Source organism: Methylocystis sp. ATCC 49242 (assembly GCF_000188155.2).
GTDB lineage: Bacteria > Pseudomonadota > Alphaproteobacteria > Rhizobiales > Beijerinckiaceae > Methylocystis.
Window position 1 is genome coordinate 2,435,456 of record NZ_KE124774.1, and the last position, 14,055, is coordinate 2,449,510.

Below are 14,055 nucleotides of genomic sequence, written 5' to 3' on the forward strand. Positions count from 1 at the left end.
CGTCGGATGAGGGACGACGCGCTTTCCCGCCTGCGAAAGGCTGTCGATCTTTATGCGCAGGAAAAGGATTGGGTGCGCATTCGCGGCGTCGTGACCGAAGCCTTTCCCTCGCATTTTCGCGTCGAGGGCCTGTCTCCCTTTCTGCGGCTCGACGATTGCGTGATGCTCGAAGGGCATGACCGCTGCTTTCCCGCGCAGGCGATCCGCATCAATCGCGACGGCGCGCTGATCAAGGCTTTCGAAAGTCACGCCGGCGTCGGGCTCGGCGCGCGCGTGACCCGAACCGGACCGTTCGAGATTGCTCCGCATCCCGACTGGAAAGGACGCGTCCTCAACGCTTTCGCCGCCCCGATAGACCGCCGCGAGCCGCCGCCGCCCGGCGAGGCGCGACGCGCCGTCGACGCGTCGCCGCCCAAGGCCATGTCGCGCGGCCGCGTGCGCGATCCGGCGCCGACGGGCGTGCGCGTGGTCGACGCCTTCACGCCGCTGTGCCGCGGCCAGCGCGTCGGCGTCTTCGCGGGGTCGGGCGTCGGCAAATCCACGCTTCTGGCCATGATGAGCCGCTCGGCCGCCTTCGACGCGGTCGTGATCTGCCTCGTCGGCGAGCGCGGGCGCGAGGTGCGCGATTTTCTCGACGAGATTCTCGGCGACCGCTCCAATCTCGCCATCACCATTGTCGCGACGGGCGACGAAAGCCCGATGATGCGCCGCCTCGCGCCGCTCACCGCCACATCGATCGCGGAATATTTCCGCGATCGCGGCGAGTCCGTTCTCCTCATCATGGACTCTGTGACGCGTTACGCCCATGCGCTGCGCGAGATCGCGCTTTCCGCGGGCGAACCGCCGGTCGCCAACGGATTTGCGCCGAGCGTCTTCGCAGATCTTCCGCGCCTGCTGGAGCGCGCGGGACCCGGCGTCGAGGGCGGCGGCGCGATCACCGCGATTTTCTCCGTCCTGATCGACGGCGACAATCACAATGACCCGATCGCCGACTGCATCCGCGGGACGCTCGACGGCCATATCGTGCTGGAACGCGAGATCGCCGAACAGGGGCGTTATCCGGCGATCAATGTTCTGAAGTCGATTTCGCGCCTCGCCGATCGCGTCTGGAGCGGGGAGCAGCGCGATCTGATCAATGAATGTCGCGCGCTCATCTCGAAATATGAAGACACGCGCGATCTGCGCATGCTCGGCGGCTATCAGCCTGGCGCCGACGCCGCGCTCGACCGCGCGATCGAATTGGCGCCGCGCCTATACGAAGCTCTGAAACAGTCGCCGCATGGCGAGCCGAGCATCGATGCGATCGGCGAAATCGCGAGCGTCGTCGGGCTGCGGCCCGCGTCGCATTAGCGAGTGCACAAAGCGCTCAAGTCACGCACAAGGTAAAGCGGCCAAAGCTTGTAGCGGGATAACATCAGCTATTCGTCACGGACGCATGATGCGTAAAAGCTCGTCACGCAGCAGAAGTTGGCTTTTCGCCTGTGTAACGGCGGCGCTGGGCGTCACGCATCCATCACGCGACAGTCTTGCAGAGTCCCAAGAAGCGCCCGCCGTGGCGCGCGCCCCCGTTCATTCGCCGCGTGAACAGCAGCAATATTGCTCCAACATCGCCGCTTCCGTGGAGGCGGCAAGGATCGCGCGGCAGCAAAAACTGCTTACCGAAATGGAGGCGCAGCTCAGTCAGAAACTGGCTGCGCTGGAAGCGAAACAGGTCGAAGTGGCCGCGCAGCTCGACAAGCTCGAATCGTTCGAACGAAAAACCAATGACGCGCTCGTCGCCTTCTACACGGGAATGCAGCCCGACGCGGCGGCGGCGCAACTCGCTGAACTCGACGACGATATCGCCGCGGCGCTGCTGCTGCGGCTGAAGGCGAAAGCGGCGAGCGCGATTCTCAATGAGATGAACGCCGCGCGCGGAGCGGCGCTGGCCAAGCGGATCGCGCAACAGCGCCCGGCGAATGACGGAAAAAAGCCTTGAAAAAAACCGCTCTTCTTTGTCTTTCGGCCGCGCTTCTCACGGGCTGCGCCACAGATCCCCGCGACTTCACGCGCGAACCGCATATGACGCCCGTCGGCAGCGGCCTCAATTTTCACGACGATCAGATTCCGGTCGGCGCGTTGCAAAATGCAGTGCTCGGCCCCGGCATGCGCATCGACGAAAATCGGGTGAATCTTTTCCACGACATCAGGGCGATGAATGTGGGCGACGTCGTGACCGTCGTGATCGAGATGAACGACAGGGCCATTCTGGGCAATTCGACCGATCGGTCGCGCGAGGCGAAGATCAAATCCAAATGGACATTTCTGCTCGACCTCGTGCCAATGCTCGGCGGTCCGACGAATTCGCAGACGAAGCAGACCGGCGCCTGGCAGAACGACATCGACTCGAGCACCGAAACGCAAGGGCAAGGCACGATCAACCGCTCGGAACAGATTCGTTTCACGCTCGCCGCCGTCGTCACCGCGGTGCTGCCGAACGGCAATCTGGTTCTGCACGGCTCGCAGGAAATACGCGTCAACCAGGAGCTTCGGGTGCTGAGCATCGGCGGCGTGGCGCGGCCGCGCGACATCAACAAGGACAATTCGATCAACTACGACAAGATCGCGGAAGCGCGCGTTTCATACGGCGGTCGCGGTCGACTTACCGAAGTTCAGCAGCCGGCCTGGGGCCAGCAGCTCTACGACACTTTCGTTCCGTTCTGAGAGACGACGACCATGGCCGCGGTCGATGACAAGAAATCCGGATCCCCTGCTCAGCCCGGAATGATGCAGACGCTGATCCCGCTGCTTCTCCTTACCCTCATTGGCGGCGGCGGCGGCGCCTTTCTGGGCTATACCCTCGCCGCCCCGCCGCCCGCGGGACAGGCCGCACAAAATCCCCCGCCGGACGCCGGAAGCGAACACGCGGACGCGCATGGCGATCCTCACAAGAAAGGCGGCGGGCATGGCGATGCAAAGAAGAAGGCGCCGGACCTCGCTTCCTTCGAAGTGAAGGAGCTTCCGGCGATCGTGACGAATCTGGCGCAGCCGGAATCCAGCTGGATACGGCTTCAGGCCGCGATCGTCTATGACCCGAAAGAGCTTCCACACGCCGAAAAGCTCATCGCCGAGCTCACCGCCGACATCACCGCATTTTTGCGCACGGCCTCCATTTCGAGCCTCGAAGGGTCTGACGGCCTTCGTCGGCTGCAGGAAGAACTTGGCGAGCGCGCAACGATTCGTTCGGAGCGGAAGGTTAAGGAATTCATCATCGAAACCATGGTCGTTCAATGAATCGTTTGCTGATCATCGGCGTCATGATGACGCCCTCAATCGCCTTCGCTGCCGAGGGACTGGATCTCAACGCGCTCTTGCCAAATGGCGCGGCGTCGTCGAGCGGAAAGATAATTCAACTGCTGGGCGCGCTGACCGTTTTGTCGATTGCGCCGGGCTTGCTCATCATGGTGACGAGCTTCACCCGTTTCGCGATCGCCCTCTCATTCCTTCGCACGGGGCTAGGTCTGCAAAGCACGCCGGCGAATCTCGTCCTGATCAGCCTGGCGCTGTTCATGACCTTCTATGTGATGACGCCGGCGATGAATCAGGCATGGTCTTCGGGAGTCAAACCACTCGTCGAGAACAAGATCACTGAAGTCGAAGCCTTCGAAAAGATTTCAGCTCCGTTTCGGGAGTTCATGATTGCGCATGTCCGCGACAAGGATATTCGACTTTTCGAGGATCTTCGCAAAGTAGAGCCCTCGACGAAGGGCAAGACAGAGTTGCAACTTTCAGTCCTCATCCCGGCCTTCATGATTTCGGAACTGCGGCGCGGCTTTGAAATCGGATTTCTGATCGTGGTCCCGTTTCTCGCGATCGACATCATCGTCGCCGTCCTCACCATGTCCATGGGCATGATGATGCTGCCGCCCGCGACGATATCGCTGCCGGCGAAGATCCTTTTCTTCATCCTGATCGACGGCTGGAATTTGCTGGCTGGCAGTTTGATTCGATCTTACGGATGAGTCCCGCATCGGGCTCTCGTACTGGTCGGGATAAATTTTCGGCGCTTTGATTTTACGACCCTGTTGCCCCGCAGCGGAACGCGGCGGCGCGAGCCCGCTTCTGGGGGTTCGTCTCAGGAGGCGAAAATCGCGGGCCGCTATGGTCGGCGAATATTTGTTCAATCTCGACTTGGACGCGGTAGGTCGACGGCAATCGATGAGCCGACGCTCGCGGGAAGGACATCGGCTGCGATTCCGGGAGGAGGGTTGCGACCGGCCGCAACGTCGTTGCTTTCTTCCCGCCTCGTCAACCGAAGGGATCGAGTGTCGCAACCGCGATTGACCGCTGCGGGCCGGCGACTTCAGTGTGGCGCCAGTTTTCCCGGAACGACGCGTCATTTGTTAGGTCGGTTTGCCCTTGCCGAATGCGTCGGTCAGGAAAATTACAAAATTGAAATAAGGGGTGAGCGACGACTGCAACCGTCGCGAATGTCTGCTTGTGTTCGTCATCGCCCTAAAAAGGAACCGGCCGGATTTTCATCCGGCCGGTCGATTGTATCAGTCGTTCGAAGGACGCTTAGGGCATATCGCCGGCGACGAACTTCGGAATGACCGGGCCGCCGATTTCGGAGGCGTAGCGCTTGCCGTCCGGCGAGAAGAAGAACAGGAGGCCGCCGATCTGGCTGTCGGTGTCGTAAGCCAGGTCAGACAGACGCTCGATGTCCCAACGGGCGTCCTGGATCTTCACGACGATCTCCTTCGCCTCGCCCGGCGCGATCGGGGTCGCGTCAACCGACAGGCCACGGTCGGCCAGCAGGTAGTCCGGGAAGTCCGGCTTCGTCGTGAACACGTCGGGGTTCAGGAAGCGCAGGCCAGCGGCGGTGTATTCGCCGAGACGCAGCGGCTGCGACGTGTTGTTCTTCACCTTGACGTTGATCGTCAGCTCGCGGCCCGGAACCTTGTAGACGCCGCCGTTCAGCTCGGTCGTCACATTCTCCTTGCCGACGCCCACGGTGCCTTCCGTCTCGATCGGCGTCAGAGGCTTCTGCAAGCCGGCCTGAAGCGGGATCGTGCGCGGGAAGGTCGAGTTCGTCACAGCGTAACCAACGATCGTCGCGAGGATCGTCAGAGCAAGGACGATCGCGCCGATGCGGCGGTCGTCATCGCCAATGACGTCATCAGCCTTGCCTTCCGCAACGCGGATGTAGGACGTGATGATGCCCCTTCCGGACGAACCAGAAGAAGATCCACGCGGCGCCAACCGCCATCCACGGCAGATGCCACGCGTAAACGCGGCTGATGCCGTAGTGCTCGAGGTCAACGGTCGAACCGTCGAGGAGCGTCACCGGGTCGGTGAAGTCCTTCATGTCGCCCTTGATCTCAATCCACTGGCCGGGTCCGATGATCGGGCCGCCGCCTTCGACGTTGATCTGGGCGTGAACGTGCCAACGGCCGGCGCGACGGCCGCGCAGGTTGATCGAGAAGGCGTAGTCCTTGCCGATCTCCAGCGACACCGAACGCGGAGCAAACTGCTCGCCGATGAACTGCGCCGTGCGGACCAGAACCGGGCCGGGCTCGCCGGCGTTCAGGAACGAAACGCGCGGGTTCGCAACGGCCTGCGGCCACGCCGAGAAGACGTGAACCTTGCCCGAAAGAACCATTTCCTCGTTGACGTTGACCGTCGTCTTCGACCACTGAACGTCATACCAGTTCAGCGTGCGCATGCGAAGGAACGCCTGCTGCGACTTCTCGCCGTGCGCCGAGGCCGGAGCAACCGCTCCAAGCGTCGCCGCCACAGCAGCCGCCGCGCCAAAGGCGGCGAGCTTGACTAGCTTTTTCATGAACAAACCTCCCAGGTTCCTCTTCCGGCCGGCGCCTCGCGCGCCAGCCGATTTTTTCATCCGCAAACCGTCAGGCCAACCCGATGGACAAACCTGATCCAGTTTGCGTTCTTCCTTTTCCAGACGGGGACCGCGACCCTTCCGAACCGCGGACCACAGCCCGCATCAGATGGTGTCGATGACCTTGGTCGTGGAATACCAGCGACCCATGAACCACCACAGGAAATACACCATCATCGAGACGAAGCCCGAGAAGAACGCCGCAACCGGCACAACGTCCTTACCGAACGTGCGCAGCGTGCCGCGCTCGACCATGCGGATGTATTCCGGCATCGACGTGCGGACGAAGTGGAAGCCGATCAGGTCAGCAAGCGTCATCAGCTGACCATGCTGCTCGGTCGCCTGATGGAACGCCGCAATCGCCGGCCAGTTGTTCGGGTAGAACAGCAGACCCCAGCCCAGCGAGCCGACAACCGCCGTGATCACGTAGGAGCCCGACAGCAGAAGGATCACGTCGAGCCAGATCGCCGGAACGATCAGAGCAGACGGGAACACCAGGCTGATCGGGAAATACGTCCAGCCCCAGAAGTTGACGTAGCGGTTGATCCACTCGCCGATCAGAAGGCCCAGAGCCGCGAAAACGGCGCCGAACGGAAGACGGAAGTTGACCCACCAGAAAGCCTGCGACGCCGCGCAGAAGGTCACGCCCAGAATCGGCACAACCGTCGGCCACATACGACGATCCTTCCAGTCAACCCAGAAGTCCCAGTCGCCCGCCGTCAGCATGAAGTGGACGTGATAACCGCCGAGAACGGCGAAAAACAGCAGAACAAGAAGCATCCAGTCGACCGTCTGAACGCAACCCGCCGCCTCGGCGACGGAGTTGAACGGTCCGACCGCTCCCCCGCTTTTCGATTGTGACATCACTCTTCTCCTTGGTGTTTCTCGAGCGCTTCAAAACGCGCGAGTTTCTTTTTGCGACCAGACCGAAGGCTCTTCGCTCCCCGGACCGGCTCCCGGACGGCGCTCCAATGACGTCGTCCAGATCCCCTTCCACCCCGCGTTCCCGCGGCGTCTCTCTTTCGTGAACCCGAATTCAGGCCAAACTCCAAGAAACCGTCGCCGCCAGGCGAGCAGCCAAACCCCGCAAATTGTCCGAAACTTCAGGTCCGCCGAGAAAACCGCCCGCGCGCTCGGCGCGGGCGGCCATCGTCATTACTCGGTCAGGAGCTTGACGCCTTCCTTGCCGACGAGGGCATGGATGCGCATCAGGATCTGAAGGACGACGCCGAACACACCCAGAGCCATCCAGCCGAAGAACACGAAGCCCCAGTGAAGCGGAGCAACGAACAGCTCTTCCATGAACCAGAAGGTGTGGCCCCACTCATTCAGGCCAACGTTCGGGATGATCATGAACGGGCCGATGGCGACGATCAGGAACGCCAGCGAGTAGCCATGAGCAAAATACGGAATGCGGGTCTTCGCATAGAAGAACGCGCCAACCGCGATAACCGAGTAGATCGGGTAGCTCATGTAGAACTCGATGATGTGCGACGGCGTGAAGTCCGTGTCGCGAATCACCGTCATGTGCCAGGTGCCGTCCTGCTCCGTGAAGAACGAAGCGCCCCAGTAAATGGCGATGCCGTAAACGACAAGCCACTGAACCAGGACAACGAGACGACGCATCTCTTCACGAGGCGTAACAGCGTCGACGTTGCGGTCGCGAGTCTTCCACAGATAGCCGGCAAGGCCGAGGCCCGAAACCAGCTCAAGAGGAATCTCCGTCCACAGGATCGACATCCAATACGTCTGGAACTCCGGAGCGAACGAGTCCAGACCCGCGCGCCAGCCAAAGACCTGCTCGTAAATGCGAACGATCAGATAAAACACGTTCAGCAATACGAGGCCAATCCACATGCCACGCAGATCGACTACGGATTCTACTTCTGCAGCTGCGCCAGCAGCCGCGCTTGTCGTCGAGCTCATATTTTAACTCCTCCTATGTGCTCCCAGGGATATGCGCGTGACCGGTATCGCTCCGCCTCCCAGAACAGAGCTGCTTCGTCCTCGTTTTCGTAAACGTTGGGCGCAACCTATCTCAGTAGATCCGCGCCTCACCGCCCTTGTCTTGCCGCAGCCTTCCAAAAATCCAGCCCGAAGATCGAAACCCTCAAACCAAACCCTGGCACAGCCGCTTGTTGTTATCGGACGAACACCGACGTCGCCGCCTAAGACAAAGCCCAAAACAGACCCTCTCGGACCAGTTCAAAGACCCCGCTTAGCGTGGCCCAACAATTCCCCCTCCCCAAATTAATCACAATATCCCTTGGTATAGCTAAAAACTGTCTATCGAATAGTCAGTGCAGCCCCAGTGGATAGGAATAAAACTACCCTTTGGGGCTGAAAGCCGAAAAGAAGGGCGCTTTCTGTGACACCGCAAAAAGCTGGTGAACTCGGTTGAAACAAACAATTATGAAGACATTTTCGATACCGCCCGGCGAACGATGCTGCAATGCGGTATCCCCAGCCATCCGGGGTGGGGTCGTTAACCCTCTTCCCACAGCCTGACGCCGGCTCTCTCCACCGCTAACAGGGCGTCTGCGATCGGCACGCCATCGAGCACAAGATCGGGCGCGATCTCCACCAGCGGCAAAAGGACAAAACCGCGCCCGAACAGCTCCTTATGCGGCAGGGTGAGTTCGGGGTCGTCGAGGGTGTGATCGCCCAGAAACAGGATATCCACATCGATCAGCCTCGGTCCCCAGCGGCGGCTCGGCTCACGCCCCATGTCGGCCTCGATTTTCTTGACGGCGGCCAGCAGCTCATAGGGTGAGAGCTTCGTTTCGCCGATCGCGCAGGCGTTGGCGAAATCGCCCTGGTCGGTATCGCCCCAGGGCGGAGTGCGGTAGATGCGCGACACCGCAGAGAGCTGCGCGATCTCCCGTGATTCCAGGAGGCCGAGCGCCCGCCGGATATTGGCCGGCTTGTCGCCGATATTGCTGCCGAGACCGAATCCCACCCGCATGAGTCACTCCCGCTCCGGCGCGCCGCGCAACGCCGAAAACACCTCGAATGCGGCGCGATGCTCCAGGACGTCATGGACCCGGAAGATCTGCGCCCCATCGCCCGCCGCGATGAGATTCGCCGCCAGCGTCCCAATCAGCCGCCCCTCGACAAGGCCGTCGGGCAGGCCCTTGAACAGGGACTTGCGCGAAACGCCGATGAGAAGCGGGAACCCCATGCGCAGCAGTGTGGGGATCGCCCTAAGCGCCTCGTAATTCTGCCGCCGGCTCTTGCCGAAGCCGATTCCGGGATCGAGCGCCACATGCGCCTCCGGCACGCCGGCGCGCCGGGCGATGTCGAGCGAGCGCTCGAAGAACCGCTGCATGTCGGCGACGATGTCGATCTCGGGGTCGGCCGTCTCGCGATTGTGCATGATGACGACGCCCGCGCCGGCCTCGGCGATGGCGGGCGCCATGTCGGGATCGCGCTGGAGGCCCCAGACGTCGTTCACCACGGCCACGCCGACGGCGAGCGCCCGTCGCGCCGTCGCGGCTTTATAAGTGTCGATCGACACCGGAACGCCCGCCTCCCGCACCAGCGCGGCGAGCAGCGGTTCGAGCCGCGCCCATTCCTCCCCGGCGGGGACGGGCGTGTGGCCCGGTCTGGTCGATTCGGCGCCCACGTCGACAATGTCGGCGCCGTCGGCCGCGAGCTTCCTCGCCTGCGCCAGCGCCGCCTCCTTCGAGACGAACAGCCCGCCGTCGGAGAAGGAGTCCGGCGTGACGTTGACGATGCCCATGATGACCGGGCGCTTGCCGATGGGCGCGAAGAAACGGTCACGCGCAGCCGCGATCGCCGCCCGGTCGAAGGTCATGGCCGTCTCAATTGTCATATTTGATATAGGCGAATCGCTGATCGTGCTCGGGCGTGCCTTCCAGCGCCCCGCCGGCCTGGCCGGGTCGCCAACAGACCACTTCCTCGATCTTCCGGGCAAGTTCGAAGTCCTTGTCGGTAATGCCCTTCGCGGTGTGGGTCATAAGTTTCACCTCGACCCAGGCGTAGGACGCGGCGATGTCGGGATGGTGCCACGCCGCCTCCGCGAGATGGCCGACGGTGTTGATGACCATCAGCGTGCCCTTCCAGCTGTGGGTCTTGTACTTGCGGCGGATCCAGCCGTTTTCATATCGCCAGTGGGGAAGCTCCAGCTCCAGACGGGCGAGGACCTCGTTCTCCGGATAGGCGCGCTCTTCTTTCGACATTTCCGCCTCCCTGCCGGCGACCCCGGCTCAACTTCTTTCACCTGAGGCAGATATAGCCTAAACCGGCGCGAAGTCTTGCTCGATCGGTAAGGGAGCGACATGTCGGCACAGGCAAGCGTCACGGCCACGGCGCGGCTGCATCTCGGTTTTCTCGACATGAACGGCGGTCTGGGGCGCAAGTTCGGCGGCCTCGGCCTGTCGCTGGACTCGCCTGCGACGCGGCTGACGCTGACGCGGGCGCCCGCCAATCGCGTCGAGGGGCCGGAAAGCGAGCGGGCGGCGCGACTTCTGGAAAAGGCTCAGGCGGCGCTCACGCCGGATGCGCGCCATTCGCTCGTCGTGCATGAGGCGATTCCCGCCCATTCGGGATTCGGCTCCGGCACACAGCTCGCGCTCGCCGTGGCGGCGGCGCTGCGGCGGCTCGAGGATTTGCCGCACGACCCCGCGGCCGACGCGGCGATGACGTCGAGAGGCGCGCGCTCGGGACTGGGCGCGGGACTCTTCGCAACGGGGGGCGTCGTGGTGGACGGCGGCCGCGGGCCGCAGACGAAGACGCCGCCGGTGATCGCCCGGGCGGAGTTTCCCGAAGACTGGCGCGTGCTGCTGGTTTCGGATCCGACCGCAGTCGGGCTGCATGGATCGGACGAGCGCGAGGCCTTCGCGACCCTGCCGCCCCTGAGCGAGGCCGCCAGCGGCGAGCTTTGCCGTCTCGTGCTGATGCAGGCGCTGCCCGCGCTGGCGGAGCGCGAGCTTGCGCCCTTCGGCGCCGCCGTGACGCGCATTCAGGAGATCGTAGGCGACTATTTCGCGCCCGCGCAAGGCGGGCGGCGCTACACGAGCGCGAAAGTCGAGCAGCTCGTCGCAGGGCTCCTCGCCGAGGGCGCGACCGGCGTCGGCCAGACTTCGTGGGGGCCGACGGGCTTCGCCTTCGTCGAGAGCGAGGCGGCAGCGCGGCGCCTGGTCGAGCGCTTCGCGGCGGCGGCGGGCGCGCAGGAGCTGGCGCTCACGATACACAGAGGGCTGAACCGGGGAGCGAGGATCGAGGCGGTCTATGCGAGGATCGCCTAATTGCCGGCGATCTCCCTCAGCAACCCCCGAATCGGCTGGAAGGCGAAGCGCACCTCGTGCTGGCCTTCCGGAATCGCCACGGCGCGGAACATGACATTGGCGCGCAGGATCGGCGCCTCTTCGCCGTCGAGCGTCGCGAACCACCAGGGATGCCAGACGTCGTTGAGCACCAGCCAGCCGCCGCCCGGCGGGGCATGGGTTTCGATCGTGACGTCCGCATTGCCATAGGAAACGATTCGCGCCCGGGCGGCGTCCGGCGGCATGTCCTTGCGTGAATGGCAGAGCGGCGGCTCCTCTAGCAGAACGGTCTCGCGGTAGTCGGCTTCCGGCCATTCGCCGCTTTCGAGCATCTGCCTGAAATCGACGTGCATGGCGCAGGTCGCGACCTGCGCGCGCGGCAGGGCGGTCTTGTTCTCGTAGATGTGGACCTTGCCGATCTGAGTGAGTTCGACGAGATCGCCGGGTTTGTAATGTTCGTCAATCTGCTCGACCGGCGCGCCCGTCGCGATAAAGCGCAGCCCCAGCATGTCGGACATGGGCGAGCGATAGGCCGGATAGAGTTTCGAGAATTCGCGCTGCTCGGGCAGCGCGAGATGGTCGCCGGCGCCGGTCGCGTCCTCGAGGATTTTGAGCCGGATCGGATTATAGCCGAGGTCATGGTCGAGCCCGTGGACCAGCGTCGCATTCGGCCAATGGAAGTCGATCGCCGCAAGTTCGATCCGGTCGCGCCGGTCGGGCGCCGCGTTTTCCTTCAGCTTCTCGCGCAGGAACGCCATCACCGGATCTTTCGAATCGGCGCGCAACACATCGAACTGCGCGGGCGGCAGGGCGGTCGATTCGTTGGGGCCGTTGCCGACGGCGAGATCGACGGTCATCAGAGCGGCGACGACGCCGAGCAGGGCGCCGCCGCGCAATTTGCCGGTCGCGGTCGCCAGAACGAGCATAATCGCGAGCAAGGCGAAGAGCGCGCTTATTGCGAGCGGCTCGATGGCCTGGGCCAGATGGTCCTTCGCAATCGCGACAGCAACGGCGAATGCGAAGAGCGCGAGCATCGCGCCCATGAGCCGGAGCGCGCGCGGTTTCACTTCGCCGCGCTCGATGAGGTTGAATCCGTAGCCGGCGAGAATCGCCAGAGTCACGCCGAAAGGAAAGGTCGCGTCGGCGGGCCGGCGCCAAAGATCGACGCCCGGGATGTGATAGAAGAGCTGAAAGGCGGGCGTAAAACGGCCGAGCGCATAGAGCGCGAAGAAGATCGCGGCGCCGGAGAAGAAACGCGCCTCCCTGTCCGCGAAGAAGCGCGCGCCCAGCGCCGCGATGATCGCGGCGAGCGTCAATTCGCCCGAGTAGATGTCCGTCATGTTGCGGGCGAGGAAAATATCGGTCGTCCCGAAGACCGCCGCCGGCGGCCCCCAGAAATCCTTCAGCGGCCCGTCGGAGCCGAAGATGTTCGCGGAGATGAGCGTGAGGAACGAACCCGGCGGCAGCGAGCCCTTGTGCGCGCCCTCCAGATCGATTTCCGGCCGGTTGGAGTTCGCGGCCAGCTCCAGCGTGAAGGCGAGCGGCGCTGCGATGATGGCGCTTCCGACGGCGGCGCCTGCAAGAAGCGGGGCGAGCGCGGAGAGGATCGGCTCCTCGTCCGTCGCGACGCGGTAGAGCGCATAGGCGGCAAGCAGCAGGACGCTCAGATAGGCGACCTGATCGCGCCCGAGCACAAGGAAAGCCGCGACAGCGCCCGCCGCCGCGCCATAACCGGCGGAGCGCCGGTCGAGCGCGCGCGCCAATAGCCAGAGTGTGACGGGAAACCACGACAGGCTCATCACCTGGCCCGTGTGTTGAATCCGCCAGGCCGCCGAGCCGCCGAAGGCGAAGACCAGCGCGGCGAGCAGCGCCCCCGCCGCGCTCCATCCGCGATCGCGGAAATAGGCCATCAGCGCGAGACCGCCCATGCCGAGCATGGCGAAGACGATGGCGTCCTCAAGTACGAAGGAAGGCTCGGGAACGAGCGCCGCGGCGACGAGGAAGAAAGGCGAGAAGATCAGCGACTGCGGATCGGCGATCTGCGGCATGCCGGCGAAGACGTTCGGCGTCCAGAAGGGCGACTGGCCGGAATGCAGCGCATGGGCAAGGAAGGCGAATTGCGGCAGGAAATGCGCCTTGGAATCCCAGGGGATGGTGACGCGGCCCGAGAGCCACGGAAACGCGAGCATGAGCCCGCACAGAACAAAGAGCCCCGCCGCAATTGCATAAGGCTCATGGTCGAGCGCCCGGCGGTCGACCGTGTCGTTTTCAATTTCCTGCGCCATGGCCCGCGTTAATAGCCCCTCTACGCCGCAGCGCAAAATCGGCCCAGAACTGGCGCCGTGTTTGCGACGCGGCTCTCATGACTGATATTTTCAAGGAAGCCGAAGGCGTGGACTTCGGCGCATTGCCCGGACCCGTCGACACGCTTTTGCAGCAGGGCGTCGTCGCCTATCGCAGCGACCGGATGCGCGCGGACCGCCTCTTCCGCGCGGCCCTCGATCTCGCGCCCGAGGCCCTCGCCGCTTATTATTGTCTCTACAAAATCCACACTTACATGGGCAATCTCGACATGGCGCGGAGCATGGCTCTCGCCGGCATGGAGGAGGCCGCGCGTCAGGCTGGCTGGCCGAGGGATCCGCAGCTTTGGCCGAAAAATCAATCGCAAGCGGAAGGACCGGCGCGTTTCGCGCTCTTCACGCTCAAGGCGCTGAGCTTCATCGAGTTGAAACGCGGCGCCCGCAACATCGCGGAGGGGCATTTGCGAACGCTCGCCGCGCTCGATCCCGCGGGCAGCGTCGGCTGGCCGGTCATCGCTGCGCTGGCGCAAGGCGCGGCGGCATAGGCTGGCGTGTCCGAAATTGTCATGAAGACGACATGACGGGG

13 protein-coding genes and 1 pseudogene are annotated in these 14,055 nt (G+C 63.5%); 7 read left to right on the forward strand and 7 right to left on the reverse strand.

What is annotated here, in order from left to right:
* Nucleotides 1–6: 6 nt before the first annotated feature.
* From MET49242_RS13875 to fliP, 5 genes are all read left to right on the forward strand, one after another.
* On the forward strand, nt 7–1,350 hold the full coding sequence (locus MET49242_RS13875; RefSeq protein ID WP_036283677.1) for a FliI/YscN family ATPase: 1,344 nt from the start codon (nt 7–9) through the stop codon (nt 1,348–1,350).
* Between the two features lie 202 nt (nt 1,351–1,552).
* Nucleotides 1,553–1,978, forward strand: coding sequence for a MotE family protein (locus MET49242_RS13880; protein ID WP_051134204.1), 426 nt, complete (start codon nt 1,553–1,555; stop codon nt 1,976–1,978).
* Entirely contained in the window at nt 1,975–2,703 is a 729-nt protein-coding gene (locus MET49242_RS13885) for a flagellar basal body L-ring protein FlgH (protein ID WP_036283680.1), read from the forward strand. Before MET49242_RS13880 ends, MET49242_RS13885 begins: the two co-directional genes overlap by 4 nt.
* Nucleotides 2,704–2,715: 12 nt before the next feature.
* The gene (locus MET49242_RS23410; RefSeq protein ID WP_051134205.1) at nt 2,716–3,273 is read left to right on the forward strand and encodes a flagellar basal body-associated FliL family protein; all 558 of its coding nucleotides are present in this window, start codon (nt 2,716–2,718) and stop codon (nt 3,271–3,273) included.
* Complete coding sequence (gene fliP / locus MET49242_RS13895) at nt 3,270–4,001, forward strand: flagellar type III secretion system pore protein FliP (protein WP_036283683.1); 732 nt, start codon at nt 3,270–3,272, stop codon at nt 3,999–4,001. The genes MET49242_RS23410 and fliP overlap by 4 nt, the downstream gene beginning before the upstream one ends.
* Before the next feature lie 556 nt (nt 4,002–4,557).
* Here the strand turns inward: fliP and amoB are convergent.
* The 6 genes and pseudogenes from amoB to MET49242_RS13925 form a co-directional block, all read right to left on the reverse strand.
* A pseudogene (gene amoB / locus MET49242_RS13900) lies at nt 4,558–5,821 on the reverse strand (bacterial ammonia monooxygenase, subunit AmoB).
* Between the two features lie 165 nt (nt 5,822–5,986).
* Nucleotides 5,987–6,745 carry a bacterial ammonia monooxygenase, subunit AmoA gene (gene amoA, locus MET49242_RS13905; protein ID WP_036281738.1) on the reverse strand — a complete coding sequence of 253 codons (759 nt, stop codon included), beginning with the start codon at nt 6,743–6,745 and terminating at the stop codon, nt 5,987–5,989.
* 291 nt (nt 6,746–7,036) lie between these two features.
* Complete coding sequence (gene amoC, locus MET49242_RS13910; RefSeq protein WP_084678888.1) at nt 7,037–7,807, reverse strand: bacterial ammonia monooxygenase, subunit AmoC; 771 nt, start codon at nt 7,805–7,807, stop codon at nt 7,037–7,039.
* 559 nt (nt 7,808–8,366) lie between these two features.
* Nucleotides 8,367–8,846, reverse strand: a complete 480-nt coding sequence (gene folK / locus MET49242_RS13915) for a 2-amino-4-hydroxy-6-hydroxymethyldihydropteridine diphosphokinase (RefSeq protein WP_036283686.1) — start codon at nt 8,844–8,846, stop codon at nt 8,367–8,369.
* 3 nt (nt 8,847–8,849) lie between these two features.
* Nucleotides 8,850–9,698 carry a dihydropteroate synthase gene (folP, locus tag MET49242_RS13920; protein WP_036283688.1) on the reverse strand — a complete coding sequence of 283 codons (849 nt, stop codon included), beginning with the start codon at nt 9,696–9,698 and terminating at the stop codon, nt 8,850–8,852.
* A 7-nt stretch (nt 9,699–9,705) separates the two neighbouring features.
* Nucleotides 9,706–10,083: a 4a-hydroxytetrahydrobiopterin dehydratase gene (locus tag MET49242_RS13925; protein ID WP_036283691.1), complete on the reverse strand. Its 378-nt coding sequence runs from the start codon at nt 10,081–10,083 to the stop codon at nt 9,706–9,708.
* Nucleotides 10,084–10,182: 99 nt separating this feature from the next.
* Here MET49242_RS13925 and MET49242_RS13930 point away from each other — a divergent pair, with 99 nt between their 5' ends.
* Nucleotides 10,183–11,151: a beta-ribofuranosylaminobenzene 5'-phosphate synthase family protein gene (locus tag MET49242_RS13930; RefSeq protein WP_036283693.1), complete on the forward strand. Its 969-nt coding sequence runs from the start codon at nt 10,183–10,185 to the stop codon at nt 11,149–11,151.
* On the opposite strand, the gene MET49242_RS13935 is transcribed toward MET49242_RS13930, so the two are convergent.
* Nucleotides 11,148–13,454, reverse strand: a complete 2,307-nt coding sequence (locus MET49242_RS13935) for a membrane protein (RefSeq protein ID WP_036283696.1) — start codon at nt 13,452–13,454, stop codon at nt 11,148–11,150. The genes MET49242_RS13930 and MET49242_RS13935 overlap by 4 nt on opposite strands.
* A 77-nt stretch (nt 13,455–13,531) precedes the next feature.
* Here MET49242_RS13935 and MET49242_RS13940 point away from each other — a divergent pair, with 77 nt between their 5' ends.
* On the forward strand, nt 13,532–14,014 hold the full coding sequence (locus MET49242_RS13940; RefSeq protein WP_036283698.1) for a hypothetical protein: 483 nt from the start codon (nt 13,532–13,534) through the stop codon (nt 14,012–14,014).
* Nucleotides 14,015–14,055 lie beyond the last annotated feature (41 nt).